The organism is Arthrobacter sp. PM3 (assembly GCF_003352915.1).
Lineage (GTDB): Bacteria > Actinomycetota > Actinomycetes > Actinomycetales > Micrococcaceae > Arthrobacter.
On sequence record NZ_CP022314.1, the window covers coordinates 1673094 to 1697171 of the forward strand.

The following is a 24078-nucleotide window of genomic DNA, read 5'->3' on the forward strand; positions in this document are numbered from 1 at the left end:
TATCATAGTGCTGCTGGAACACGCGCGCCGGGACGTCCGGCGCCCCCGAAAGGAACAGGCATGAAGAGCATTTCCGTCAAGGACCTGGCCGCCCTGGGCGACGCCACCGAAATCGTCGATGTCCGCGAGGACGACGAATACGCAACGGTCCGCGTCCCCGGTGCCCGGAGCGTCCCGCTCTCGCGGTTTGTGCAGTCCCTCGACGAGGTTCCGGCCAGCGGCACCGTCTACGTCATGTGCGCCGCCGGCGGCCGCAGCGCCCAAGCCACCGCCTTCCTGGAAGACCGGGGCTACGACGCCGTCAACGTCACCGGCGGAATCATGCAGTGGCAGGATGAGGGACACCCCGTCAACCGGGGCTAAACACTCCCGGGAGGGGCCATGGAAGTCATTGTCATCGAGACCAGGCAGCTCGGGGACCGCAGCTACCTGGTCCACGACGGCACCGTCGCGCTGGCGATCGACCCGCAGCGCGACACGGACCGCATCGAAGCGGCCGCCCGCGACGCCGGCGTCACCATCACGCATGTGGCGGAGACGCACCTGCACAATGACTACATCACCGGCGGCCTCATCCTGGCCCGCGCCCACGGCGCCAGCTACCTCGTGAACGCCGCCGATCCCGTGCAGTTCGAGCGCACCCCCGTCACCGACGGGCAGGCGTTCCGGGTGGGCTCGTTGACCGTCAAGGCGGTCGCCACACCCGGCCACACGCACACCCATATGTCGTACATCGTGGACGACGGCGGCAAGCAGGCTGTCTTCTCCGGCGGCAGCCTGTTGTACGGATCGGTCGGCCGCACCGACCTCGTTTCCGAGGCCGATACCGTCGGCCTGACCCGCGACCAGTACGCCTCCGTGCGGCGCCTGGTAGCGGAGGCCGGTCACGACGCCGGGCTGTTCCCGACCCACGGGTTCGGATCGTTCTGCTCCTCCGGGCCGGCCACCGGCGCCGTGTCCTCCACCATCGGCGAGCAACTCGCCGCCAACCACGCCCTGACGGATCCTGACGAAGACCACTTTGTCCGCCAGCTGATCGCCAACCTCACGGACCACCCGTCCTACTACGCCCACATGAGCCCGGCCAACGTCCGGGGGCCGGGACCGGCGGATCTGGCCGTGCCCGAGTCGCTCGACGCCGCCGAGCTCACCCGGCGGCTGGAGGACGGCGAGTGGGTGGTGGACCTGCGGCGACGCGTGGCCTTCGCCAGCAGCCACCTCAAGGGCAGCGTCAGCTTCGAGTACGGCAGAGGCTCCAATTTCACGACGTATCTGGGCTGGGTGCTGCCCTGGGGTGAATCCCTGACCCTCGTCGGTTCCCGCGAGGATCTCGGGAATGCCATCCGCGACCTCTCCCGGATCGGTATCGAATCCCCGGACGCCGCTGTCGGAACCGAACCGCACGCTCTGGCGCCGGAGGCCGCCCTGGCTTCGTACCCCCGCGTGGGCTGGGACGGTGTGCTGACCGGCCGGGCCGGCGGCGACATCGTCCTGGATGTGCGCCGGGCCGACGAATTTGCCGCCTCGAGGGTGGCGGGCGCGGTGAACATGCCGCTGCACGAACTGCTGCTGCGGCTGGACGACCTCCCGGCCGGGAAACTCTGGGTGCACTGCACTAGCGGCTACCGGGCCGGGGTCGCCGCCAGCCTCCTCCAGCGGGCCGGGCGGGACGTGGTCCACATCGACGCCAGGTTCGCCGACGCCGGGCCCGCCGGGATCGCCGTGGACACTGCCGCCGCCTGAACCCCGCCGCCTGAACCCTGCCGCAGGACGTCCACCGCAGGCGGGGCGGTCAGGGGCCGCAACACACGGCAACGGACCGGATTCTCTGGCAGAGTATGACCATGCTCACAGTTATTGGCGAAGGCCTGGTTGACGTCGTCCAACGCTCCTCCGGCGTGCAGGCCCACGTCGGCGGCAGCCCCCTCAACGTCGCGGTAGGGCTGGCCCGGCTGGACCACCCGGTCCAGTTCATCGGCCGGTACGGCCGGGATGCCTACGGCGAGGCCCTGGCGGCGCACCTGAAGTCCAGCTCGGTGCTGCTCCCGGTCGGGGCCGACGACCAGCCAACCAGCGTGGCCGCCGCAATGATCGACGACGCCGGGGCCGCCACCTACACGTTCGACCTCGCCTGGGAGCTCCCCGGGCTTGCGGCGCGCCTGCCGTTCCTCCTGCAGGGCACGACACTGCTGCACACGGGCTCCATCGCCACGATGCTGGCCCCCGGCGCCGCCGAGGTGCTGGCCGCCGTCGAACGCGCCCACCCGTCCGCCACCATCAGCTTTGACCCCAACTGCCGGCCCAGCATCATCCCCGACGCGGACTATGCGCGCGGTCAGGCCGAAAAGTTTGTCGCACTCGCCGACGTCGTGAAGGCCTCCGACGAGGACCTCGAGTGGCTCTACCCCGGCACGGACCCGCTGGACTCGGCCCGCCGCTGGCTGGCCCTGGGCGGTTCGGAAGGGCCGGCCATGGTGGTGGTCACCCGCGGCGGCGAAGGCCCGTGGGGCATCAACGCCGCTGGCTCCGCCCAGATCGCGCCGCCGCCGGTGACGGTCGCGGACACGGTCGGGGCCGGGGATTCCTTCATGGCCGCGCTGCTGTCCGGGGTGGTGGATCTCGGCCTGGACGGGGCGCAAAACCGCAAGGCGCTGCGCGAACTCTCCGCCGAAAGCCTCCGCGATCTCCTCGCCCACGCTTCCCGCGCGGCCGCCGTCACCGTGTCCCGCGCCGGCGCCAACCCGCCCACGCGCGCGGAGATCGCCCGGATGGAGCTTGGTAGCGTGGAAACCGGCAACGCCTAGCAGTCAGCACCCGAACCGCAACCACCACAGGAAAGGCAGCCATGACAGCCCACGATCCTTACGCACCGCTGCCCAGCGTCCCCGCGTTCGACGTCAGCAGCGAGTCCTTCCACGACGGCGATACCCTTCCCCCGGCGCAGCGCAGCGGCCTCATGGGAGCCGGCGGCAAGGACGAGTCCCCGCAGCTGAGCTGGAGCGGCGCCCCGGCCGGCACCAAGAGCTACGCGGTGACCGTCTTCGACCCCGATGCCCCGACGGCCAGCGGATTCTGGCACTGGGCCGTGCTCGACATCCCCGCCAACGTCACCTCCCTGCCTGCCGGCGCCGGGTCCCGGGACGGCGCGGCCCTGCCCGCCGGGGCACGGCAGCTGAAAAACGACGCCGGATTCGCCGGTTACGTCGGGGCCGCCCCGCCCAAGGGGCACGGGCCGCACCGGTACCTGATCGTGGTCCACGCCGTGGACGTCGAGAAGCTCGACGTCGGCAAGGGCGGCAGCCCCGCAAGCCTCGGCTTTGCCCTGTTCAGCCACACCCTGGGCCGTGCCCGGCTGACCGGCCACTACGAACAGCACTAGCCCGCCGCCTCCCCGTCCACCGGCGTGCGGGTTCGCCGGAAACGCCCGGGGTCGCTGGTTCGTTCCGGCGACCCCGGCGCGTTCCGGCGACGTCGGCGTGGAGCGGCCAACGTAGACTGGCTGTATGCGGCTCGTAGCAAGCGATATCGACGGAACGATCCTCGGCCATGACGGCAAGATCAGTGACCGGACCGTCCGCGCGTTCCACGCCTGCCGCGACGCCGGGCTGGAACTCGTCTTTGTAACCGGCCGCCCGCCGCGCTGGCTGCACCCCCTGCAGGACCGGCTGGGGCACGCCGGCACCGTCATCTGCTCCAACGGCGCCGTGGTCTGGGACCTCGAGGCTGACCGCGTGGTCTCGGCGCGGACGCTGGACCTGGACGCTGTGTTCGAGGCCCGCCGCATCATCCGGAAGCTGCGCCCTTCGGCCCTGTTTGCCGCCGAAACCCTGACCGGCTTCCACCTGGAACCGGGATTCCTCGACAACGAAGCAAGCCGGCTGCTGACCGAGTTCACGCCCGGCCCGCTGCACACCACCCTCACTGCCGGCGACTCGGTAACCAAGTTCCTGGCCATCGTCCGGGAGGGCACCGCGGACGAGTTCCTGGCCGAGGTGAGCCCCGCCGTCGCCCATCTGGCCGCCGCGACGCACTCGGCGCCGAACATGGCCCTGCTGGAACTGTCCCTCCCCGGCGTCAACAAGGCCGTGACCCTGGCCGAATACGCGGCCTCCCTCGGCATCGACGCCGCCGACGTCGTGGCCTTCGGCGACATGCCCAACGACATCGAGATGCTCCGCTGGGCCGGCGACGGCTATGCGATGGCCAGCGGACACCCGGAGGCCATCCTCGCCGCCGGCCAGCAGGCACCCCATTTCGACGACGACGGCGTTGCCCAGATCCTCGAGGCCAAGCTCGCCCAACTCGGCCTCCGCCTTCCGTAGCGCCGGTCGGTCTTTCCGTTCGGCGGTGTACAGGTCACCCGATTCCCAGCGGGCGGTCAACTGGCGTTCACCTTGGCCTCCTAGGCTGAAAGCTCGCGACCGATCATTTGAGGCGAGAGTGGGGACATCATGGCCAGATACCGCATCAATAACAGGGACGAGCAACCGCTGCACCCCGCGGAACCGGACCAGCACTGGCGGCAGCTGCGCCAAGGCGACCGCGTCAGCGTCCGGCTCTCGCCGGGCTTCGAGACCGGCGGCCTCGTGGACGCCGTGACGGCCGACCACAGCGTTGTCTGGGTGGACCTCGACGGCGGCCGCGGCCGCACGCTGCTGCATTGCGGCGACGGCATCGAAATCCGCCCGCACGACGACTGACACCCCTCACCCCGGGCTCAGGTACGCTTCAGGAGTGACGACCCTGCACCCGTTCTTTGCCTCGGGCGGTGGCGCCGCCGGCAATGCCGGGGGCACTTCCCAGACGCCCTTGGCGATGGCCCACCGGGGTTTCTCCCTCGACGGGCTGGAGAACTCGATGGCCGCCTTCCGCGCCGCCGTCGAACTGGGGATCCGGCACCTGGAGACGGATGTGCACACCACGGCCGACGGCGTGCTGGTGCTCTTCCACGACAAAACCCTGGATCGGCTCACGGCGGAACGCGGAAGGATCGCTGACCTGCCGGCCGCCGCCGTCGCCCGGGCCAGGATCGGCGGCATCGAACCCATCCCGTTGTTCGAAGAGCTCGTCGCGGCCTTCCCGGACGTCCGGTTGAACGTGGACGTCAAGGACTGGAACTCCGTGGACGCCCTGGCCTCGGCGATCGAAAGGCTGGGCCTGCACGACCGCGTGCTGGTGGCCAGTTTTTCGGACCGGCGGCGCCGCGCCGTGCTGCGGCAGCTCAGCCGGCCCGCCGCGGCCTCGGCCGGCACGGTGTCCAATGCCGTGTTCGTCCTGCTCGGCCCCGTGCTGCCGGCACCGCTGATGTCCCTCGTGGCGCGCCGTGCCTTGCAGGGTGTCCACGCCCTCCAGGTCCCGGCCCGCTACGGCGCCGTGACCGTAGTGACCCGCGGCTTTGTCCGGCGCGCCCACCGGCACGGCCTCCAGGTGCACGTCTGGACCATCAACGAGCCCGCCGAAATGCACCGGCTGCTGGACCTCGGCGTCGACGGGATCGTCACCGACCGCGCGGACCTGCTCAAGGCCGTCCTCCGGGAACGCGGGACCTGGGCCTAGACACCCGCGACATATCGGCCACCCGCGACATATCGGCGGGCACGGCCCTGCGGGCTGGCAGGATAGAGCCATGCGCATCCTCATCGCCCCGGACAAGTTCAAGGGCTCCCTCACCGCCACCGAAGCCGCCGCCGCCATCGCCGAAGGGGCCCTGCGCGTGTACCCGGATGCCGAGGCCATCCAGTTCCCCGTGGCCGACGGCGGCGAAGGCACCATCGAAGCGGCCTTCGCCGCCGGATACGAGGAACTGATCAACGCGGTCGTCGGACCTATCCTGGCCCCGGTCGGCGCCGCCTGGGCCCTGCGCAAAGACGCGTTCGGCGGCGCCACCGCCGTCATCGAAACAGCCCAGGCATCCGGCCTGGCCCACATGGAGCCCACCCCGGAGAACGCCCTGCGCGCGCACAGCTACGGCTGCGGCCAGCTGATCGCAGCCGCCCTCGAGGCCGGCGCCACCGAAATCGTGCTGGGCGTAGGCGGTTCGGCAATGAGCGACGGCGGCAGCGGCGCCCTGCGCGCGCTCGGACTCAAGCCGCTCGACGCGGCCGGCAACGTGGTGCCGCTCGGCGGCGGATCCCTGGCGGACGTGGTCTCCGTGGACGCGAGCGGCCTGGATCCCCGGCTGTCCGCCGTGAAGTTCCGGATCGCCGTCGACGTGCAGAACCCGCTCTACGGCGCGGACGGCGCCGCGCACGTGTTCGGCCCGCAAAAAGGCGCGGACGCGGACGCCGTGGAACTGCTCGACGCCGGTCTGCGCAACTGGGCGTCGGTCCTGCGCGAGGCCACAGGCCGGGACGTCAACATCCCGGGCGCCGGAGCGGCCGGCGGCTTCCCGGCGTCGTTCCTGGCCTTCAGCAACGCCGCGCTGGAAGGCGGCTTCGAGCTCGTGGCCGGGCTGACGGGCCTGGCCGACAAGCTCGCGGTGGCCGATCTGGTCATCACCGGCGAAGGCTCCATGGACAGCCAGTCCCTGACGGGCAAGGCGCCGATCGCCCTGGCCGACGCGGCCCAGGCCCGAGGCATTCCGGTAATCGTGGTGGCCGGGCGGATCCTCGTCACCCCGGACGACCTCGCCAAACACGGAGTCGTGGCCGCCGCCCAACTGCTGGACGTCGCGGCAGGCCCGGACGACGCCGTCGCCAACGCCGCCAAGTACCTCGCCTGGGCCACCACCCAGGTCCTCGAAGGCGCCTAACGGCCCCGGGGCTGCGGCGCTCAGGCCCCGGTCTCGTAGTGCGGCTCGGCCACGGGTTTGGACTCGGGGGAGCCTTTCTCGCGCAGGAACACCGAGGCTCCCACCAGGACCGCCACCGCCAGGAACTCGCTCTGCCAGTTCTGGAAGGACTCAAACCAGAACCGGCTTGTCGCGAGGTACCCCAGCACCGTCACGGTCGGCTGCCCGTGTGCCTCCTGGTCGCTGTTGTAGTCCTCGGCCCCGCCCACCGCGTGCAGGATGAACGAAGCCAGGAACAGCAGGAGGAACATGACGGACAAGGAGTGTTCGTAGAGTTTGAGGATCCAGCCGCCGCGCCGCACGGGCCACGGCGTGGCCGGTTTGATTTTGGCGCGCCGCGGGTCTTCATCCTGAGGCGCAGCGCGGTCCATCGGCTTGGACTCGGAGGACCCCTTCTGGAACAGGAACACGGTCAGGATGACGTACATGCCCATCTGCAGGAATTCCGACTCCCAGTTCTCGAACGTCGCCTCGAGGAACGCCCCCGTCCCGAGGTACCCCAGGACGCTGACCGGCGGTTGGCCGTGAGCAAGCTGGTCGTCGCTGTAGCTGCTCGCCCCGCTCAGGACCATGCCGCCGAAAAACACGGCAAACAGCCCGATGTTGGCCAGCAGGAGCCCGTGATCCTTGACCCACCTTCTCATGGTCCCTCCCTGGCTCCCGGCGCGCCGCTGCTCCGGATGCCGCGTCACTGTGCCGCCTCCCGCCGGGCTCTCCGGCGGATCGCGGAAGGGAACAACACCAGCAGGAGCACCAGGATGCACAGCAGGCCGAGCCCGGCAATGACCCCGGCCGTCCGGCCCAGAGTCACGTCGAAGATCAGGGATGTGGTGCCCACGCTCAGCAGGCCAACGCCGGTCAGGGAGACCTTCGCGATGATGTCGGCACTGGCCACCAGGGTGGCTTTCAGCCCCTGCCGGAACAGCCGACGGTGCACACTCACGGGCAGCACGATCGTCGCTGTGGTCAGGGCGGCCAGAGCCACATTGGTCAGGTAAAGGCGAATCTGGTGGTCATCCAAGGTCTCGAAGCGGGACTGGAACGGCAGTGTCAGGAGGAAACCGGCGAGGATCTGGACGCCGGTCTGGAGCACCCGGAGTTCCTGCAGCAGTTCCGCCCAGTTCCTGTCCATCCGCTCCGCGCCGGATTCGTCCCTGCCGTCATCCCCCGGCATTGCGGTACCTGTCATGGGGGCTCCTCGGCATGAAACGAAGGGGCCGCAGGCCGCGGCCTTCCCTCAACTTAGGCTTGAAGGTTCCCAAAAACAAGGTGGTACTAAGTGTGCTGACTAAATTGCGGCTATGGTGGAAACTGTTTACTTCGCCAAAGCGGCTCCGAAGGCCACGCAGTACCGGCCACGGACCGTCCCAGGAAAACCGACACGTTGGGTAGGTGGACTATGAGTGAATCAAGCAAACAACAGGACCAGCCCCGCGATCCCCGCGCCGGCTACCACTCCGGGCCGTTTCCGGAACAGGTCCAAAAACAGCCCGGCCTCACCGCCCCTATGGACCCCAAGCCGGACCACGGCGAAGAAAGCTATGAGGGCAGCGGCGCGCTGAACGGCAACGCGGCCCTCATCACCGGCGGCGACTCCGGAATCGGCAAGGCGGTGGCGATCGCCTTCGCCCGCGAGGGCGCCGACGTCGCGATTTCGTACCTGCCGGAGGAGGAAGCGGACGCGCAGGACACTGCCGCGTGGATCCGGAAAGCCGGCCGGACGGCCCTGCTGCTTCCCGGTGACGGCCGCAGCGAGGACTTCGCGGCGAGGATCGTGGAAGACACGCTGGCAGAATTCGGGCGGCTCGACGTCCTGGTGCTCAACGCGGCCTACCAGAAGAATCGGGAGAGCCTGGAGTCCCTCCCCACGGAGGAGTTCGATCGCGTCTTTAAGACCAACCTGTATTCGCTGCTCTGGACGGCCCGCGCGGCCGTACCCCGGCTCAAAGCCGGTGCGTCGATCATCACCACTGCCTCCATTCAGGCCTTCAACCCGTCACCGCAACTGATCGACTACGCCATGACCAAAGCGGCCCAGGTTGCGTTCACCAAGGCCTTGGCCCAGGAACTCGGCCCGCAGGGAATCCGGGTCAACGCCGTGGCGCCCGGACCCATCTGGACGCCGCTGATCCCGGCCACCGAGTGGCCGGACAAACTGCCGACCTTCGGCCTGGACGCGCCCCTGCAGCGGGCCGGGCAGCCCGCAGAGCTCGCGCCGGCCTATGTCCTGCTTGCCTCGGACCACGGCTCCTACATTTCCGGTGCGGTACTGCCCGTCACCGGTGGCAAGGGCCTCTAGGCCATCCACGGACCACCAACCATAGGAGGACTGGCATGACTGACAACCAGCAGAACCGGAACCACCCGACCGACGAAGCCGGCGGCTACGGCACGCCGACCCCCGAAGAGGAGATGCCCGGCGGCGAGGCCGCGGAGAAGGCACGGGCCGCCGTGCCGTCGTCAGAGGCTGAAATGGATACGTCCAACACGGAAGAGCCCGACGCCGGCCGTCCATTCTCCTCGGAGTCCGGCCAGGACGCGGCGGGACTGCCCGACGGTTCCGGCACGGACCTGCCGGAGCGGAAATCCCCGGACGGCCGCGGTGACGACGAGGAACGGTTCGACGCCGGCTAGGAGGCGGCCGCGGCCCGGGCCGCCGGATACTGTGGCAGTCCCGGGCCGCAGGCGATATGTATGTGGCCAGTGATACAAGTGGTGGCTGCTGAGGTTCCGGGTAGCGGGCACTCGTGTCCTCCCCGTGGCGCATTCATAAAGTTGTGTCATCGGGATCCCGGCCCGTCCCGCGCGCAGGAGCTGAGCCTGTCCGGCGGGCCGGAACAGGCTGCCAGGGACAAGGGGTACGTCATGGGACTCAACGCAAAGTCAGCCTCGTGGACGCTCCGGTCCGTGCCGGAACGTCAGGCCACCACCCGCGCGGAAGCGAAAGAACGGGACGCGGCCGGCCAGGCGCCGCGCAAGTACCGCGCGAGCATTGCCAGGGCACCCATCGTGGACCCCGCCCGGCTTCAGGAGACCGCGGGAAATCCCGAGTCCTGGAAGTTCGAGGACTTCGTCAGGACATTCCTGTTCATGCTTCCTTACCGGCTCGAAAAGGTGCACCAGGCCTTGACAGCCGGAAAGTGGGAGGAGGGGCGCCTCGCCGCCCAAAGCTTGTCCTGGTCCGCTGCGATGGCCGGCGCGTGCCGGCTCGAGCTCATCGCCGGGCTCATTGACACCGACCTCGGGTCCGGGCGTAACACCCGGGCGCGAGAAACGGCCCGCCTCCTTGGGGTTACGGCCACTGAATTGGAAGCAGCCCTCACCCTGCTGAACGCCGGCCCACCGGACCCGCTCCCGTGACGCGGCGGGGGAGTCCCCTTACCGGCGCTTCTTCGGGGTGCGCTTGGCGGCGGCTTTGACCGCCGCCGTCTGGGCAGCGAGAGGCGTCAGGTCTTCCGTTTCGGGCTCCGCCACCGTACCGCGTGCCTTCGCCAGTGCCTTCATGCCGTGGTAAATCACCAGGGCCGCGGCCGAGCCCAGCGCGATGCCGTTGAACGTCAGATCGCCGACGGTCCACGTGTAGTTCGCGATCCCGATGATCAGCGCGACGGCGGCGGTGGTCAGGTTGATCGAGTTGGAGAAGTTCACCTTGTTCTGGACCCAGATCTTCACGCCCAGCACCCCGATCATGCCGTACAGCATGGTGGCGGCGCCGCCCAGGACACCGGCCGGGACAGTGGCGATGAGTTCGCCAAACTTCGGCGAGAAGCTCAGCAGCACCGCGAAGATGCCCGCCACCCAGTACGCCGCGGTCGAATACACCTTGGTGGCGGCCATGACGCCGATGTTCTCGGCGTAGGTGGTGGTTCCGGAGCCGCCTCCGAGCCCGGCGAGCACAGTGGCGGCGCCGTCGGCCAGCAGCGCGCGGCCGGACACTCCGTCGAGGTTCTGGCCCGTCATGGCCGAAACCGACTTCACGTGGCCGATGTTCTCCGCCACCAGCACCAGCACCACCGGCACGAACAGGCCCACCACCCCGAGGTGGAATTCGGGTGTCTGGAAATGCGGAAGGCCCACCCAGCCGGCGGTGTCCACCTTGGCGAAGTCCACCTCGCCCCGGGCCATGGCCACAACGTAGCCCACGACCACACCCACCAGGATGCTCAGCCGGCCCAGGATGCCGCGGAACAAGACACTGACCACGATGATCACGGCCAGGGTGATGAAGGCCGTGACCGGTGCCTTGTCGAAGTTCATTTTCGCCGCCGGGGCCAGGTTCAGGCCGATCAGGGCCACGATTGCGCCGGTCACGATCGGAGGCATGAGCCGGTTGATCCAGCCGGCGCCGAACTTCTGCACCACCGCACCGACGACGGCGAGGACCGCGCCGGCCATCACCACGCCGCCGAGCGCCCCCGGGATGCCGAACTGCTGCTGTGAGGCCAGGATCGGGGCAATGAACGCGAAGCTGGAACCGAGGTAGCTGGGCACGCGGCCCTGCGTGATGACGAGGAACAGCAGGGTGCCGATGCCGGAGAAGAACAAGGTGGTGGCCGGCGGCATGCCCGTGAGGATCGGCACCAGGAACGTGGCGCCGAACATGGCCACCACATGCTGCATGCCGATCCCGATGGTCAGCGGCCAGGTCAGCCGCTCATCCGGTCTGACGACTTCGCCGGGGCGGACGGACTTGCCGGTGCCGTGGAGCTTCCATTTGGTGCCGAGCATGCTCATTGCCGGGAGCCTTTCAGAGAATGAGGGGGCGGGAGCGGAAGGAATCTTCCACGCAACTTTACCGCGCGGGCGGCGCGCCGCCGGGCGCCGGATCCGTACCCGGGGGCGTACCGTAGGGGCCGATGACTATCGACGAACTCCTTGCTGCCTACGACCAGCAACTGCGGACAGATGCGGAAACCCCCAGCGCGGTCGCGGTCGGGCGGCTCGGCCCCCTGCGGCTCGTGACCTTCGCGGGCGGCCGCGGCTTCGTGACCTACCAGAACCTGGCCGGCGCCGGCGCGGACACGATCGCGCACTGGGTGGCCGAGGTTCTGGAGTTCTACCGTGCCGACCCTGAGATCGTGCGGGTCGAGTGGAAGACCAGGGGCCATGACCACGCGCCCGGACTCCACGAGGCGCTGCTGGCGAACGGGTTCGAACCGGACGAAACCGAGTCGGTCATGATCGGCGACGCCGGTGCGTTGGATGTCGACGTGCCCCTGCCGCCCGGAGTCTGCCTGCGGCGCGTGACGGACGAGCCGGACATCCGCGCCATGAGCGCCATGCAGGACGAGGTCTTCGGCAGCCACGCTTCCGACGGCAACGCGGAAGCCATCCTGCGCCGCGTCGCCCGCGACGACGGCATGGAACTCTGGGTCGCCGAACACCGGGGTGTGATCGTCAGCGCCGGCCGGCTGGAACCGGTTCCCGGCACCGAATTCGCGGGCATCTGGGGCGGGGCGACGCGCGCGCAATGGCGCGGCCGGGGGATCTACCGCGCCGTGACTGCAGCCCGGGCGCGGGCGGCCATAGCGCTGGGAAAGACGTTGATCCACAGCGATTCAACCGAGTATTCGCGGCCGATCCTGGAACGCTACGGCCTGGTGCGGGTGTCCACGACCACACCGTATCGCTGGCGCCGGTAAGCGTCAGGTCCTCGCGGGGGCCGTGCGGCCGGCCCGGCTGTGGCTGACGTCACGCCGCGGGCCGGGAAGCAGCCGCCGCGGTGACCTGTTGCACCTAGGGACAGCAGAAGCGCCCCGGCCGGGGCGGACCCAGCGAAAGGGACGCGAATGACGATCGCCCATGAAGAAGCAGTAATCGACGCCGCAGCGGTGGACGCCATCTTTGCCGAGGCCCGCACCGCCAACGTCTTCACCGGCGACGTCACCGACGACCAGGCCCGCGCCATCTACGAACTGACGAAGTTCGGCCCCACCGCCTTCAACTCGCAGCCGCTGCGCGTCACCTACGTGCGCTCCGACGAGGCCCGCGCCACGCTCGTGGACGCGCTGTCTGCGGGCAACCGGGCCAAGACCGCATCGGCGCCGCTGGTCGCCGTGCTGAGCTACGACACCGCCTGGCAGGACCAGTGGGACGCCTTCCTGCCCGGTTACAACGCCCCGAAGGCCATGTACGACGCCGCGCCGGACCTGGCCGCGGCCACCGGGAACAACAACGCCCACCTGCAGGCCGGCTACTTCATCCTCGCGGTCCGCTCGCTGGGCCTCGCCGCCGGCCCCATGACGGGCGCGGACTTCGCCGCGATCGACGCCGCGTTCTTCCCCGACGGCAGCCAGAAGAGCTTCCTGGTGGTCAACATCGGCCAGCCCGGCGCAGACGCCTGGGGCGCAGCCAAGCCGAAGTTCGCGTACGAGGACGTCGTCCGGACGGTCTAAGAGGAGCGTTACCTCGCGGAGGTGCCTCCGGCACCATGGGGGACAGGCCGGAGGCACGCGGGACGCATTTCTGCGGTTCAGCGCATGGCCTGCATCCGGGGCCACTTCCCAGTTTAGTCCGGCCCGGGCGGGGCGTGACACACTTTTCCCATGCGGAACCTGATCGCGGTGGCCTTCGTGGAGCCGGTTGTCGAGGGGCTCGAATTTCCCCGTGATGACTGGCCGTTGCACATCACCTTGGTGAAGTTCGACGTCGTCGAACCCCTTATGGATGCTGGTGCGGCGCCCATCGCGGACGACACAGCGGCACCGGGTTCGGACGATTCGCTCGCGGAAACGATCGTCGACCGCATGGCGGACCCCGTTGCGGCGGCCTTGGGCTGCCGGCTGACCGTGGGCGGCGAGGCCGGCTTCGGCCGGGCCGGGTCCATCCCGGTCAACCTGATCGAACCCAGCGAAGAACTGCAGTCACTCCACGACGCGCTGGTCCGGATCGTCCAGCAACTGCCCGGCCGGATCTCCACCCCGGCCTATACCCTCGCCGGCTACCGCCCGCATGTCTCCCACCACGGGGACAAACGGCTTCGCGCCGGGGACACGGTCACGCTGGACCGGATCGCGCTCGTGGACATGGCCCCGGGCGGCGGACACTCCACCCGGCGGATCCTCAAGCTCTGGAGCGGCAGCCGGGCGGAAGCGAAGTAGCGCTGCAGGAGCGGCGGCGGCTCGGGAAACCCGCGTCACATCGCGGCCGCCGCCCGGCTTTTCCGACGGCGAGTGCCATACTTGGGTCAACTTCGACGGGTATTCGTCGGGAAGCGACGTTATATCGGGCAAATCAGGGCGGACCGGGGGGCCACTACATGATGCTTGACACCGCAACACTTCGGGTTGCCTTGGCGCTGGTCGACCTCACGCTGCTCATGCTGTTCTACTTCATCACGTTTCGGCGGACGCGGTCGGCCTACAGTGCCTGGTGGTGCATGGCGCTGCTGCTGTTCCTGGCCGGCAACGCCTTGTACCTGCTGGACGGGACGGTGCACCAGCTCTGGGCCAACCCCTCAGGCAACGTCCTGCTGGTGGCGGGCGCGGCCAGCATCTGGGCCGGCGGCCGGTCGCTGCGTGCGCCCTCGCCCCGGCCTTGGCAGCTGGCTGCCGGCCCCGCGGCCACCGCCGTCGCCTCCGCGCTGGATCACCCGGCCACCAATGTCTGGTCGGGAGGCCCCGTGTACCTGGGCTTCATGGCGCTGCTGATCGGCATGGGGTCCCGGGAGATGTTCCTGCTCGAACGCGACTACTCGCGCGTGCACCGCCCTCTCGCGGTGGGCGCCGGCATCCTGGCCGTGTTCTACGCCGGTCGGCTCGTCGCTTTCCTCGCGGACGGGCAGAACGGCGCGGTCTTCACAACGGTGTTCGGCTCCGCGCCGATGACAGCCTTCTCCACGATCACCCTCGTGGTGGCATCCTTCACGATGGCCGAACTGAGCTATGAACAGCAGACCCGGGACCTGCGGGACCGGGCCACCGTGGACGGCCTCACCGGCCTGCTCAACCGGGCGGCGTTCCTGGACCTCGCGGAAAACGAACTCCGGCAGCTGCGCCGGAGCGGAACGGCCGCTTCGATCGTCCTCGCGGACCTGGATCATTTCAAGGCGATCAACGACCAGTTCGGCCACGCGGCCGGGGACTCGGCCCTGCAGGCGTTCGCGAGGGCCTGCACCGGAACCGTCCGCTCCACTGACCTCGTGGGCCGGTACGGCGGCGAGGAGTTCATCCTCCTGCTGCCCGGCGTCACCCCGGAGCGGGCGCAGGAAATCGCCGCAGACATCAGCCTCCGGCTGCAGCAGTCAGAGGCGGAGGGAATTCCCCGGCTGCCGACCGTGAGTTACGGGATCGCCTCCACCGGCGCCGGGGCCGGCGGCCTCGACGCTGCGGTGGCCTCGGCCGACGCGGCCCTCTACCAGGCAAAGACGCTTGGCAGGGACCGCGCCGAACTGGCCGGCGGGGCTACGAAATAACCCCGTCCACCAGCGCCTTCGCCTCGGCCTGGACCTGCTTGAGGTGCTCGGCGCCCTTGAAGGACTCGGCGTAGATCTTGTACACGTCCTCGGTACCGGAGGGCCGCGCCGCGAACCAGGCGTTTTCGGTGACCACCTTCAGCCCGCCGATCGCCGCGCCGTTGCCCGGCGCCTCGGTCAGCTTGGCCGTGATGGTTTCCCCGGCCAGTTCCGTGGCGGTCACGTCCGACGGCGAGAGCTTGCCCAGCGCGGCCTTCTGCTCACGCGTCGCTGCGGCATCGATCCGGGCATAGACGGGGTCGCCGAACTGGTCCGTGAGTCCCTTGTAGAGCTGCGACGGCGACTTGCCCGTCACGGCCGTGATCTCCGAGGCCAGCAGCGCCAGCAGGATGCCGTCCTTGTCGGTGGTCCAGACGCTGCCGTCCATCTTGTTGAAGGACGCGCCCGCGGATTCCTCGCCACCGAACGCTCCTTCACCGGAAAGCAGACCCGGAACGAACCACTTGAAGCCCACCGGGACCTCCACGAGCTTGCGGCCAAGGTTCGCGGCGACGCGGTCGATAATCGACGACGAGACCAGGGTCTTGCCGATCACGGACTGCGGGTTCCAGCCGGTGCGGTGCCGGTACAGGTAGTCGATGGCGACGGCGAGGTAGTGGTTCGGGTTCATCAGCCCGCCGTCCGGCGTAACGATCCCGTGGCGGTCAGCGTCGGCGTCGTTGCCTGTGGCGACGTCGAAAGGCGCGGACCCGTCCGCACCAACAGCCATCCGTGCGATCAGGGACGCCATCGCCGACGGCGAGGAGCAGTCCATCCGGATCTTCTCGTCCCAGTCCAGGGTCATGAACGCCCACTGCGGGTCGACGGTCGGGTTCACTACCGTGAGGTTCAGGTGGTGCCGCTCCGCGATCTCGCCCCAGTAGTCCACGGACGCGCCGCCCATGGGGTCGGCGCCGATCCGGACGCCGGCGTCGCGGATCGCGTTCAGGTCCAGCACCGACGGGAGGTCGTCCACGTAGCTGCTGAGGAAGTCGAACTTACCGGTGGTCCCGGCGGCGAGGGCGTCAGCCAGGGGGACGCGCTTGACGCCCCGCAGCCCGTTCTCAAGGAGTTCGTTGGCGCGGTTGGCGATCCAGCCGGTGGCGTCCGTGTCCGCGGGACCGCCGTGCGGGGGGTTGTACTTGAAGCCGCCATCGGCGGGCGGGTTGTGGCTGGGGGTCACCACGATCCCGTCGGCCTGCGGGGCGCCCGGTGCCGCCTTCCGGTTGTGCGTGAGGATGGCGTGGCTCAGGGCGGGGGTGGGCGTGTAGCCGTGGCGGGCGTCGATAAGGACGTTCACGCCGTTGGCGGCCAGTACTTCGAGGGCGGAGTTCTGCGCCGGTTCGCTCAGGCCGTGGGTGTCCTTCGCCAGGTAAAGGGGCCCGGTGATGCCCTGGCCGGCCCGGTATTCCACGATCGCCTGGGTGATGGCAAGAATGTGGGGTTCGTTGAAGGACGCCTTGAGGCTCGATCCCCGGTGCCCGGAGGTGCCGAAGGCCACCCGCTGGCCCGGATCCGTCAGGTCCGGTGAAACGTCGTAGTACGCATCCAGGAGCGCAGTGAGGTCAACAAGGTCTTGGGGTTGGGCAACTGTGCCCGCGCGGCTAGCCATGGCACCAGCATGCCAGACGACGACGGCGGCGCAACACGGTTTCGCCTCAAACCCGTTCCTGTGACGCAAGAAAACCCACCGGCCGGGCCGGCCACAACGCAACCCCGCGGCGGTACGCTGGATCCAGAGACTTCTTGAGGGGGCATACTATGACTGAACAGCCAAAACACGGTCAGGACGAACAGGGTCCAGGCGCGCAGGGTCCGGGCACGCACGGGACCGGCGCAGAGGCTCCCGGCGCAGAGGCTCCCGGCGCAGAGGCTCCCGGCGCGCAGGGGGCCGGTGAGCAGGGTCCGGGCGTCACCCCCGAGGGTTACCAGCCGACCCTGCGCCTTCCGGACCACGAACCGGCCGTTCCGTCCCAGCCGGACTCCTCGCATCCGACCACACCGCTGCCGGACTTGACGCAGCAGCACTCCGCCGGCGTGCAGCCCGGGCAGGAGACCTCCGGGCAGGAGGTCAAAGGGCAGCCGACACCGGACCAGGGCCAGTACTCCAGCCCCTACCCGCCGGTCTACGGCGCCGCCGGGCAGGCCTACAACGCTCCGGGCCAGGCTCCGTACGGCCAGCAGGTCCAGGGCTACGGCCAGCCCTCGCCGTACGCGCAGCCCTACAGCTACAACGCCTACGGCCAGCCCACGTACTCCACCATGCCGGCGGCGCCAAAGGCGCTGAGCATCGCGAGCATGTGCTGCGGCATCGCCGCATGGCTGGGATTCGGGTTCTTCCTGCTGCCCCAATTAGCTGCGGTCATTCTGGGGCACCTGGCCCTGCGGCGCGAACCTGCGGGAAAGGGTATGGCGATAGCCGGGCTCGTCCTGGGGTACGCGGCCATCGCCGTGACCATCCTGGTGATGGTCATCTTCGGGCTGGTCATCGGGACCGCCAGCAACCGCGGGTACGGGGTCTGAGACTCATACAGGCCAGGCACGTTTTCAGGTAGTCAGGGCAGTGACCAGCGGCCCGGCGTTGGCCGCGAGCCAGTCCTGCCTGCGCCGGATCAGGCCGCCGACGCCGTCGTCCCACATCCGGGCCCATCCGCCGCCCAGCGTCGCGGCGTTGTGCCGCATCCGCTCGTAGCTCAGCGCCGCGGCGTCGATCCCGGCGCCGGGCACCCGGCGTCGTTCCTCCTCCGTCCAGCCGTAGGCGTCCGCGAAAATGCGGAGCCGGCGGAATGGGTCCTGGTCCTCCCAGCCCGGCCACGCGTCGGCCGGATCACGCAGCGGCACCCAGTGCATGGCGGTATTGAGCGAATCGTGGAAGGCCGTGGCAGGACCGGCGAGGTCGAAATCCACCACGCCGGTCGCCCGGCCGTCCCGGACCACCACGTTTTGCGGTGTGATGTCCAGATGGCAGATGAGCCCGGCAGCGTCCGTCGGGTTCGGCCGGACAGGACTGCGCGGAAACGGACGGGGCGGAAACGGGTGGGCCCGCGGCACGAAGCCCGCCGATGCCGTGTGCAGCCGCCGCACCAGGCGCGCCACGGATGCCAGAAGGTCCCCGGACTGTGCCCAGGCTTCGGGCGGGGATCCGGCGCACTGGCCCGGCACGAAGGTCAGGACGTCCCGGCCGCGGGGGTCCCGTCCCAGGAACCGCGGGGACCCTTCAAATCCGGCGTCTTCGAGCCAGTCCAGGTACTCCGCGACGGCGAGGGATTGCGGCTGGTGCGGGCGGCGGACGGTTCCGCCGACCCGCACCACACCGTCGGTGACGTCGCCCGCGGGCATCGGTTCGACGTCGGACTCCTCGCCGGGGGCGGGGGTGTAGACGCGCGAATCGACCGGGACGCGACGTGCGGGGCTCATCGGGTCAGCGTACGCCGCCCATGAGCTTCTTGATGGCCGGCGAGGCCGCTGCCATGCCGACGGCCAGCAGGATGGCGGTGCCGCCCACGCCGATGAAGTACGGCAGCTCGTCGTCCGGGTTGTACAGCCCGGACAGGATGCCGGCCAGCGTGGTGCCCAGCGACACGGAGAGGAAGAACAGCGCGACCATCTGGGTGCGGAACGCCTTCGGCGCGAGCTTGGTGGTCACGGACAGGCCGATGGGGGACAGGAAGAGTTCTGCCAGGGTGAACAGCAGCAGGATTCCCGCCAGTGCCAGCAGCGGGGTCTTGCCGTCGCCGGACAGCGGAATGAAGGCCAGGAACGCCAGGCCCATCACGAACAGGCCGATCGCGAACTTCAGCGCCGAGCCCGGCTGCCGGCGGCCCAGCCGGGTCCACAGTCCCGCCATGACGCCGGCGAAGATGATGATGAACACCGGGTTGATCGACTGGACCCACGCGGCGGGCATTTCCCAGCCCAGGAAGTTCCGGTCCAGCTTTTCTTCCGAGTACACGGCGATGAAGGTGAACTGCTGCTGGAACAGGGCCCAGAACGCGGCCGAGGCAATGTACAGCGGGATGAACGCCGTCACCCGTCCCCGTTCGGTGGCGGTGACCTTCTTGCTGCTGAAGATCAGGGCGAAGTAGATCACGGAGGCGCCGATCGCGGCGTAGGCCATGGACGTGGCCAGGTTCTCGGCGTTGATGGTGCCGGTGATGAGCAGGACCGCGACGGCCGCGGCGATGGCGCCGAAGATCAGGCCGTACCTCTTGCGCTGCGCGTCCGGGAGCGGGTGCGCGACCCGCTGGCTCTGGGCGGGAAGCTTCTTGCGGCCCATGGCGTAGACGGTCAGGCCCACGGCCATCCCGACGGCGGCAGCACCGAAGCCCCAGTGGAAGCCCTGGCTTTCCTGCAGCCAGCCGGTCACGAGGGGGCCGATCAGTGCGCCGGCGTTGATGCCCATGTAGAAGATGGAGAACCCGGCGTCGCGGCGCTCGTCCTTCTCGCCGTACAGGGTGCCCACGAGGGCCGTGGCGTTCGCCTTCAGCCCGCCGGACCCGACGCCCACCAGGACCAGGCCGGCGATCAGGCCGGGAACACCGGGGACGAGTGCCAGCGCGATGTGGCCGGCCATGATCATGATGGCCGCGCCGAACAGCACGCGCTCGGACCCGAACAGCCGGTCCGCGAGCCACGCGCCGAGGATCGTGGAGAGGTACACGCCGCCGCCGTAGGCGCCGACGAGTCCGGCGGCCAGGCCCTGGTCAATCCCGAGGCCGCCCTTCTCCACCGAGAAGTACATGTAGTAGAGCAGGATTCCCTGCATGCCGTAGAAGGAGAAGCGCTCCCACATCTCTACGGAGAAGAGGCTGGCCAGCATCTTTGGGTGGCCAAAAAACGAGGTATCGTCCGGCGTTGTAGCGGGACGGGTATCTAAATGAGTTGTGCTCATTTACTTAATGCTGACATTGTGACGCGGAATTGTCACATTCGAGGCGGCGCGGGGCAAGCAACCCGGACGGTGTTTCGTCCCACTTTTCTCCCCGGGGGTGAGGCCGTGCACCGGGGTGCGGGTCGGCCGTGCGCCGCTAATCGGCGTCGAACATGATGATCTGCCGGATGGCCTGCCCGTCGGCAAGCTGGTCCATTGCCCGGTTGATATCGGCAAGGGCGATGCGGTCCGAGATCAGCTCCTCGACCGGCAGCTTCCCGTCGCGCCACAGCTGCGCGTACTTCGGGATGTCCCGCGACGGGACGGCGGAGCCGAGGTAGCTGCCCACGACCGTGCGGGCCTCGGCGGTGACGGTCAGCGGCGCCAGCTGGGCGCGGGCATCCGGGGAGGGCAGCCCGGCGGTGACGGTGGTGCCGCCGGGAGAGGTGGCGGCGAACGCGGTTTCAAAGGCGCGCGGGTTGCCGGCGCACTCGATCACGAACCTGGCTTTGGTCCCGCCCTCGAGGACCTGCTGCGGCGTGTAGGTCTCGTGGGCGCCGAGGCGGCGGGCGTGCTCGAGTTTCTGCTCAAGCGTGTCGACGGCGACGATCCGCGAGATTCCCTGGGAGACCGCAGTGATGAGTGCCGCCATGCCCACGCCGCCGAGGCCGACGATCATGATGCTGTCCTCCGTCCGGGGACGGGCCGCGTTGAGTACGGCTCCGCCGCCGGTCAGCACCGCGCAGCCCAGGACCGCGGCGATGTCCGCGGGGATGTCGTCGTCGACCGGCACGGCCGAAGCGCGGTCCACGACGGCGTGGGTGGCGAATCCCGAGACGCCAAGGTGGTGATGGACGGTCTCGCCGCCGCGGCTCAAGCGCCGGGCGCCCCGGAGGAGGGTTCCGTCGTTGTTGCTCTTGGAGCCGGCCGTGCAGGGGAGCCGGCCGTCCTCGGCGCAGTTGGCGCACTGCTCGCAGCGCGGCAGGAACGACATCACCACGCGCTGGCCGGGCTGCAGGTCTGTGACGTCGGCCCCGGCGCCGACGACGCGGCCGGCGGCCTCGTGGCCCAGGAGCATGGGAACAGGGCGCACCCGGTTGCCGTCCACGACGCTCAGGTCCGAGTGGCAGATCCCGGCCGCCTCCAGCCGGACCAGGATCTCGGTGGGGCCGGGAGCGCCCAGGTCCAGTTCGGAGATGCTGAGCGGCCTGGACTCCGCGAACGGGCGTGGACGACCGATTTCCTCCAGGACTGCACCGGTGATCTTCATCGATCCTCTTTTCGCTTTGATGGCGGGGTGGTCGGGTTTGAGTGAACCCTAGCCGCCGCCGGTGCCGGGGTCCATTTCGGCGTGGCCCGCGACCCGTCGGCAGGCCGTCCAAACGGACAAGAAAAGCTCAAGGTGACTGGGCAACAGTGGAAGCATGGCTGGTTGGGGAAAGCTTTGTCGTCCCCTGGACTCGGTGTGGCCCGGGGCGCAGGAAGTGTCCTGCCCGGTTGCCTCCTCTGTCCTGCGGCCTCCCCGCCGGTCCCTGTTTCGGCCGTTTCTGCTCGCCCTGGCGGTGCTGGCCCTCCTCCTCACGGGCGTCGTACCCGGCCACACCGCGCCGGGCGTGACCACCCTGCACGTGTTCCTCGCGGCGGGGCAGTCCAATATGTCCGGGCGGGGCCTTCCGCTGGACGGTGCGGTCGACGTCGCGGACCCGCGCATCTTCCAGTACGGAGCCAAGGTGCGCACGTTCCGGCCCGCCACGGTTCCGTTGGACATGCACGACAGTCCCAGCGGGCTGTCCCCCGCCACCACCATGGCGCGCGAGTACCTGAAAACCCAGCCCGCCGACGTCGGCGTCCTGATCATTCCGGCGGCGCACGGTGACACCGGGTTCACCTCGGCGGCGCAGACCCTGACGTGGTCGGTCGGCGCGGCATCCGCCCCCGAGTTCGACCTCCCGGCCCTCGCCGTCAAGCAGACCCTGGCGGGCATTGCCGCGGCGCGGGCGGCCGGCTACACGGTGGAGCTCAAGGGGATCCTCTGGCATCAGGGCGAAAAGAACTCGCTGACCTCCGCGGCGGTTTACAGTGCGGGGCTGGACGAAGCCATCGCCTATTTCCGCCGGCAGCTGTCCGCGCCCAAACTGCCCTTCGTGGTGGGGCGCATGACGCCCGAGGGCATCGCCGCACGGCCGGGCAGGCCCAACGTGGACAAGGTCCACTACCAGACCCCGGGCCGTGTCGCCTACACCGGCTTTGCGCCCTCGCTGGCCTGCGCGCTGAACCCGAACGACACGACCCACTTCGCCCGCGCCGGCGTCGAATACCTGGGCCGGTCCTACCTGGCCGGTTACCGGCAGGCGCTGGCCAACACAAAGGCGACGTCCGGCCCCACCCCTGCCCTCACCGTGCCGGACTGCTCCGGCCGGGCGATGCCCACGGACCCGAAGCGGTTCCTGGACACCCGGATCCGGCCGGGCCGCGTCGCTGCCGGTGGCTCGGTGACTTTCCGGGTGGCCGGCGCGAGGGGCCTTCCGGCCGACATATCCGCCGTCGCACTGAACCTGACAGTGACGTCGGCGAAGTCGTTCGGGTTCATCACCGCCTATGCCGCCGGAACGGACAAGCCCGGAACCTCGAACCTGAACTATGTCGCCGGGCAGACCGTTTCCAACCTGGCCGTGGTGCCGGTCGGCGCGGACGGCAGGGTGACGCTCAGCAACACCTCCTCGGGCACGGTGCACCTGATCGCCGACGTGTCCGCCTATTTCCAGTCCGGCACGGCGGCGGCGCCGGGGACGCTCGACGCCGTGGCGCCCAAGCGGCTGCTGGACACGCGGTCCTCCTCAGGATCCGTGGCCGGCGGCAGATCGGTGACGTTCCAGGTCGGTGGCACCTCGGGAATCCCCGTCGATGCCTCGGCAGTCGTCCTGAACGTCACGTCGGCAGCGGCGACGTCATTCGGGTTCCTGACTGCCTATGCTGCGGGCACCGCCAAACCGAACGCCTCCAGCGTGAACTACACGGCCGGGCAGACGGTGCCCAACCTCGTCGTGGTCCCGCTCGGGAGGGGCGGCAAGGTGACGGTGGCCAACACATCGCCCGGGTCCACGGAGGTCATCGCCGATGTCGCCGGGTATTTCCTGTCTGGCAAACCTGCCCAGACGGGGGCGCTGGGTGCGCTGGCACCTACGCGGTTCCTGGACACTCGGAGCTCGCCCGGCTCCGTCGCGGCCGGGGCCTCGGCAACCTTCCACGTGCGCGGCGTCAAAGGGATCCCGACCAACGTGTCCGCCGTGGTGGTCAACCTGACGGTCACCGAGCCACGGTCCCACGGGTTCCTGACGGCATTTGCCTCCGGTTCAGCCACCCCGAACGCCTCCAACCTGTCGTACTCCCGGGGGCAGACGCTTGCGAACCTGGCCGTGGTCCCGGTCGGGCCGGACGGCAACGTCAAAATCACGAACACCTCGGGCGGGTCCGTGCAGATCGTCGCCGACGTCGCCGGCTATTTCCGCGGGTAGGGGCTGGTCCTGCGGCGTGCCGGGCGGGCGCTCGCGGCGGCGCTCGCGGGGCGCGCGGGCTGAAGCGCGGGCGGTATGGCTCGCGGGGCGCTTGCGGGGCGGGGTAGTTGCTGCGGGCTGTCCGGCGCGGGGGACATGCTCATTCCGGGTCCTGAACTGGTCCCCGATTGTTGGACTGGTTGGTTACAGCCTAAGCTGCGAGGGTCTGGGCGCGGTATTGGACCGGGCTCAGGCCTTTGAGTTTTGTTGAGATTCTTTCGGTGTTGTACCAGCGGATGTACTCGTTCAGGGCCGCTGCCAGGGCGTCGGTGCTGGGGAACCGGGCATGGTGGAAGAGTTCTTCCTTGAGGTGGCCGAAGAAGTTCTCCATGACCGCGTTGTCGTAGCAGTTGCCTTTGCGGGACATCGATTGGACCGCGCCGGCGTCCTCGAGCAGAACACGCCAGGACAC

25 protein-coding genes are annotated in these 24078 nt (G+C 69.3%); 17 read left to right on the forward strand and 8 right to left on the reverse strand.

Annotated features, from left to right (window positions below):
- Positions 1-60: 60 nt before the first annotated feature.
- The 8 genes from CFN17_RS07755 (at position 61) to CFN17_RS07790 (ending at position 6751) form a co-directional block, all read left to right on the forward strand.
- On the forward strand, positions 61-363 hold the full coding sequence (locus CFN17_RS07755; RefSeq protein WP_208750839.1) for a rhodanese-like domain-containing protein: 303 nt from the start codon (positions 61-63) through the stop codon (positions 361-363).
- Between the two features lie 18 nt (positions 364-381).
- A complete protein-coding gene (locus tag CFN17_RS07760; protein WP_208750840.1) occupies positions 382-1743 on the forward strand; it encodes a rhodanese-like domain-containing protein in 1362 nt (453 codons plus the stop codon).
- A gap of 101 nt (positions 1744-1844) precedes the next feature.
- Positions 1845-2804 (forward strand): carbohydrate kinase, encoded by a 960-nt coding sequence (locus tag CFN17_RS07765; protein ID WP_208750841.1) that lies wholly within the window; start codon positions 1845-1847, stop codon positions 2802-2804.
- A 41-nt stretch (positions 2805-2845) separates the two neighbouring features.
- The gene (locus CFN17_RS07770) at positions 2846-3379 is read left to right on the forward strand and encodes a YbhB/YbcL family Raf kinase inhibitor-like protein (RefSeq protein ID WP_208750842.1); all 534 of its coding nucleotides are present in this window, start codon (positions 2846-2848) and stop codon (positions 3377-3379) included.
- Between the two features lie 124 nt (positions 3380-3503).
- The gene (locus CFN17_RS07775) at positions 3504-4322 is read left to right on the forward strand and encodes an HAD family hydrolase (protein WP_208750843.1); all 819 of its coding nucleotides are present in this window, start codon (positions 3504-3506) and stop codon (positions 4320-4322) included.
- A 129-nt stretch (positions 4323-4451) separates the two neighbouring features.
- Positions 4452-4700: a hypothetical protein gene (locus tag CFN17_RS07780; protein ID WP_208750844.1), complete on the forward strand. Its 249-nt coding sequence runs from the start codon at positions 4452-4454 to the stop codon at positions 4698-4700.
- Positions 4701-4734: 34 nt separating this feature from the next.
- Entirely contained in the window at positions 4735-5556 is an 822-nt protein-coding gene (locus CFN17_RS07785; protein WP_395926574.1) for a glycerophosphodiester phosphodiesterase, read from the forward strand.
- A 70-nt stretch (positions 5557-5626) separates the two neighbouring features.
- Positions 5627-6751 carry a glycerate kinase gene (locus CFN17_RS07790; RefSeq protein WP_208750845.1) on the forward strand — a complete coding sequence of 375 codons (1125 nt, stop codon included), beginning with the start codon at positions 5627-5629 and terminating at the stop codon, positions 6749-6751.
- Positions 6752-6771: 20 nt separating this feature from the next.
- On the opposite strand, the gene CFN17_RS07795 is transcribed toward CFN17_RS07790, so the two are convergent.
- Both CFN17_RS07795 and CFN17_RS07800 read right to left on the reverse strand, forming a co-directional pair.
- The gene (locus CFN17_RS07795; RefSeq protein ID WP_208750846.1) at positions 6772-7434 is read right to left on the reverse strand and encodes a DUF6766 family protein; all 663 of its coding nucleotides are present in this window, start codon (positions 7432-7434) and stop codon (positions 6772-6774) included.
- A 44-nt stretch (positions 7435-7478) separates the two neighbouring features.
- Positions 7479-7979 (reverse strand): DUF6328 family protein, encoded by a 501-nt coding sequence (locus CFN17_RS07800; RefSeq protein WP_208750847.1) that lies wholly within the window; start codon positions 7977-7979, stop codon positions 7479-7481.
- A gap of 210 nt (positions 7980-8189) precedes the next feature.
- On the opposite strand from CFN17_RS07800, the gene CFN17_RS07805 reads away from it, so the two are divergent.
- The 3 genes from CFN17_RS07805 to CFN17_RS07815 all read left to right on the forward strand — a co-directional run bounded on the left by CFN17_RS07805 (position 8190) and on the right by CFN17_RS07815 (position 10150).
- Complete coding sequence (locus tag CFN17_RS07805) at positions 8190-9089, forward strand: SDR family oxidoreductase (RefSeq protein ID WP_208750848.1); 900 nt, start codon at positions 8190-8192, stop codon at positions 9087-9089.
- Between the two features lie 35 nt (positions 9090-9124).
- The gene (locus CFN17_RS07810) at positions 9125-9424 is read left to right on the forward strand and encodes a hypothetical protein (RefSeq protein WP_208750849.1); all 300 of its coding nucleotides are present in this window, start codon (positions 9125-9127) and stop codon (positions 9422-9424) included.
- 231 nt (positions 9425-9655) lie between these two features.
- Positions 9656-10150, forward strand: coding sequence for an Hpt domain-containing protein (locus CFN17_RS07815; RefSeq protein WP_208750850.1), 495 nt, complete (start codon positions 9656-9658; stop codon positions 10148-10150).
- Positions 10151-10168: 18 nt separating this feature from the next.
- Here CFN17_RS07815 and CFN17_RS07820 read toward each other — a convergent pair whose 3' ends face one another.
- Positions 10169-11524, reverse strand: a complete 1356-nt coding sequence (locus CFN17_RS07820; RefSeq protein ID WP_208750851.1) for a uracil-xanthine permease family protein — start codon at positions 11522-11524, stop codon at positions 10169-10171.
- 122 nt (positions 11525-11646) lie between these two features.
- On the opposite strand from CFN17_RS07820, the gene CFN17_RS07825 reads away from it, so the two are divergent.
- The 4 genes from CFN17_RS07825 (at position 11647) to CFN17_RS07840 (ending at position 15203) form a co-directional block, all read left to right on the forward strand.
- Entirely contained in the window at positions 11647-12432 is a 786-nt protein-coding gene (locus CFN17_RS07825) for a GNAT family N-acetyltransferase (protein ID WP_208750852.1), read from the forward strand.
- A gap of 147 nt (positions 12433-12579) precedes the next feature.
- Positions 12580-13185, forward strand: a complete 606-nt coding sequence (locus tag CFN17_RS07830; RefSeq protein WP_208750853.1) for a malonic semialdehyde reductase — start codon at positions 12580-12582, stop codon at positions 13183-13185.
- Positions 13186-13335: 150 nt separating this feature from the next.
- Positions 13336-13890, forward strand: a complete 555-nt coding sequence (locus tag CFN17_RS07835; RefSeq protein ID WP_208750854.1) for a 2'-5' RNA ligase family protein — start codon at positions 13336-13338, stop codon at positions 13888-13890.
- A 158-nt stretch (positions 13891-14048) separates the two neighbouring features.
- Positions 14049-15203: a GGDEF domain-containing protein gene (locus CFN17_RS07840; RefSeq protein ID WP_208750855.1), complete on the forward strand. Its 1155-nt coding sequence runs from the start codon at positions 14049-14051 to the stop codon at positions 15201-15203.
- On the opposite strand, the gene pgm is transcribed toward CFN17_RS07840, so the two are convergent.
- Positions 15193-16854, reverse strand: a complete 1662-nt coding sequence (gene pgm, locus CFN17_RS07845) for a phosphoglucomutase (alpha-D-glucose-1,6-bisphosphate-dependent) (RefSeq protein ID WP_208750856.1) — start codon at positions 16852-16854, stop codon at positions 15193-15195. The genes CFN17_RS07840 and pgm overlap by 11 nt on opposite strands.
- 149 nt (positions 16855-17003) lie before the next feature.
- Between pgm and CFN17_RS19920 the strand changes: the two genes are divergently transcribed.
- Complete coding sequence (locus CFN17_RS19920; protein WP_261792411.1) at positions 17004-17765, forward strand: DUF4190 domain-containing protein; 762 nt, start codon at positions 17004-17006, stop codon at positions 17763-17765.
- 24 nt (positions 17766-17789) lie between these two features.
- Here CFN17_RS19920 and CFN17_RS07855 read toward each other — a convergent pair whose 3' ends face one another.
- From CFN17_RS07855 to CFN17_RS07865, 3 genes are all read right to left on the reverse strand, one after another.
- Positions 17790-18659 carry a phosphotransferase gene (locus tag CFN17_RS07855; protein WP_208750857.1) on the reverse strand — a complete coding sequence of 290 codons (870 nt, stop codon included), beginning with the start codon at positions 18657-18659 and terminating at the stop codon, positions 17790-17792.
- A gap of 4 nt (positions 18660-18663) precedes the next feature.
- Positions 18664-20133 carry a peptide MFS transporter gene (locus tag CFN17_RS07860; RefSeq protein ID WP_208750858.1) on the reverse strand — a complete coding sequence of 490 codons (1470 nt, stop codon included), beginning with the start codon at positions 20131-20133 and terminating at the stop codon, positions 18664-18666.
- Between the two features lie 136 nt (positions 20134-20269).
- Complete coding sequence (locus CFN17_RS07865) at positions 20270-21382, reverse strand: alcohol dehydrogenase catalytic domain-containing protein (RefSeq protein ID WP_208750859.1); 1113 nt, start codon at positions 21380-21382, stop codon at positions 20270-20272.
- 154 nt (positions 21383-21536) lie between these two features.
- Here CFN17_RS07865 and CFN17_RS07870 point away from each other — a divergent pair, with 154 nt between their 5' ends.
- On the forward strand, positions 21537-23627 hold the full coding sequence (locus CFN17_RS07870; protein WP_208750860.1) for a sialate O-acetylesterase: 2091 nt from the start codon (positions 21537-21539) through the stop codon (positions 23625-23627).
- Between the two features lie 190 nt (positions 23628-23817).
- Here CFN17_RS07870 and CFN17_RS07875 read toward each other — a convergent pair.
- Positions 23818-24078 (reverse strand): IS3 family transposase (locus CFN17_RS07875; RefSeq protein WP_208750186.1); only part of this gene is annotated, 261 nt, incomplete at its 5' end.

Coding starts and splice junctions, on each gene's coding strand:
- CFN17_RS07765 (WP_208750841.1), top strand. CDS start 1,845: ATGCTCACAGTTATTGGCGAAGGCCTGGTTGACGTCGTCCAACGCTCC.
- CFN17_RS07795 (WP_208750846.1), bottom strand. CDS start 7,434: ATGAGAAGGTGGGTCAAGGATCACGGGCTCCTGCTGGCCAACATCGGG.
- CFN17_RS07840 (WP_208750855.1), top strand. CDS start 14,049: ATGATGCTTGACACCGCAACACTTCGGGTTGCCTTGGCGCTGGTCGAC.
- CFN17_RS07825 (WP_208750852.1), top strand. CDS start 11,647: ATGACTATCGACGAACTCCTTGCTGCCTACGACCAGCAACTGCGGACA.
- CFN17_RS07770 (WP_208750842.1), top strand. CDS start 2,846: ATGACAGCCCACGATCCTTACGCACCGCTGCCCAGCGTCCCCGCGTTC.
- CFN17_RS07870 (WP_208750860.1), top strand. CDS start 21,537: ATGGCTGGTTGGGGAAAGCTTTGTCGTCCCCTGGACTCGGTGTGGCCC.
- CFN17_RS07780 (WP_208750844.1), top strand. CDS start 4,452: ATGGCCAGATACCGCATCAATAACAGGGACGAGCAACCGCTGCACCCC.
- CFN17_RS07775 (WP_208750843.1), top strand. CDS start 3,504: ATGCGGCTCGTAGCAAGCGATATCGACGGAACGATCCTCGGCCATGAC.
- CFN17_RS07865 (WP_208750859.1), bottom strand. CDS start 21,382: ATGAAGATCACCGGTGCAGTCCTGGAGGAAATCGGTCGTCCACGCCCG.
- CFN17_RS07810 (WP_208750849.1), top strand. CDS start 9,125: ATGACTGACAACCAGCAGAACCGGAACCACCCGACCGACGAAGCCGGC.
- CFN17_RS07790 (WP_208750845.1), top strand. CDS start 5,627: ATGCGCATCCTCATCGCCCCGGACAAGTTCAAGGGCTCCCTCACCGCC.
- CFN17_RS07835 (WP_208750854.1), top strand. CDS start 13,336: ATGCGGAACCTGATCGCGGTGGCCTTCGTGGAGCCGGTTGTCGAGGGG.
- CFN17_RS07855 (WP_208750857.1), bottom strand. CDS start 18,659: ATGAGCCCCGCACGTCGCGTCCCGGTCGATTCGCGCGTCTACACCCCC.
- CFN17_RS07760 (WP_208750840.1), top strand. CDS start 382: ATGGAAGTCATTGTCATCGAGACCAGGCAGCTCGGGGACCGCAGCTAC.
- pgm (WP_208750856.1), bottom strand. CDS start 16,854: ATGGCTAGCCGCGCGGGCACAGTTGCCCAACCCCAAGACCTTGTTGAC.
- CFN17_RS07860 (WP_208750858.1), bottom strand. CDS start 20,133: ATGAGCACAACTCATTTAGATACCCGTCCCGCTACAACGCCGGACGAT.
- CFN17_RS19920 (WP_261792411.1), top strand. CDS start 17,004: ATGACTGAACAGCCAAAACACGGTCAGGACGAACAGGGTCCAGGCGCG.
- CFN17_RS07815 (WP_208750850.1), top strand. CDS start 9,656: ATGGGACTCAACGCAAAGTCAGCCTCGTGGACGCTCCGGTCCGTGCCG.
- CFN17_RS07755 (WP_208750839.1), top strand. CDS start 61: ATGAAGAGCATTTCCGTCAAGGACCTGGCCGCCCTGGGCGACGCCACC.
- CFN17_RS07830 (WP_208750853.1), top strand. CDS start 12,580: ATGACGATCGCCCATGAAGAAGCAGTAATCGACGCCGCAGCGGTGGAC.
- CFN17_RS07800 (WP_208750847.1), bottom strand. CDS start 7,979: ATGACAGGTACCGCAATGCCGGGGGATGACGGCAGGGACGAATCCGGC.
- CFN17_RS07805 (WP_208750848.1), top strand. CDS start 8,190: ATGAGTGAATCAAGCAAACAACAGGACCAGCCCCGCGATCCCCGCGCC.
- CFN17_RS07820 (WP_208750851.1), bottom strand. CDS start 11,524: ATGAGCATGCTCGGCACCAAATGGAAGCTCCACGGCACCGGCAAGTCC.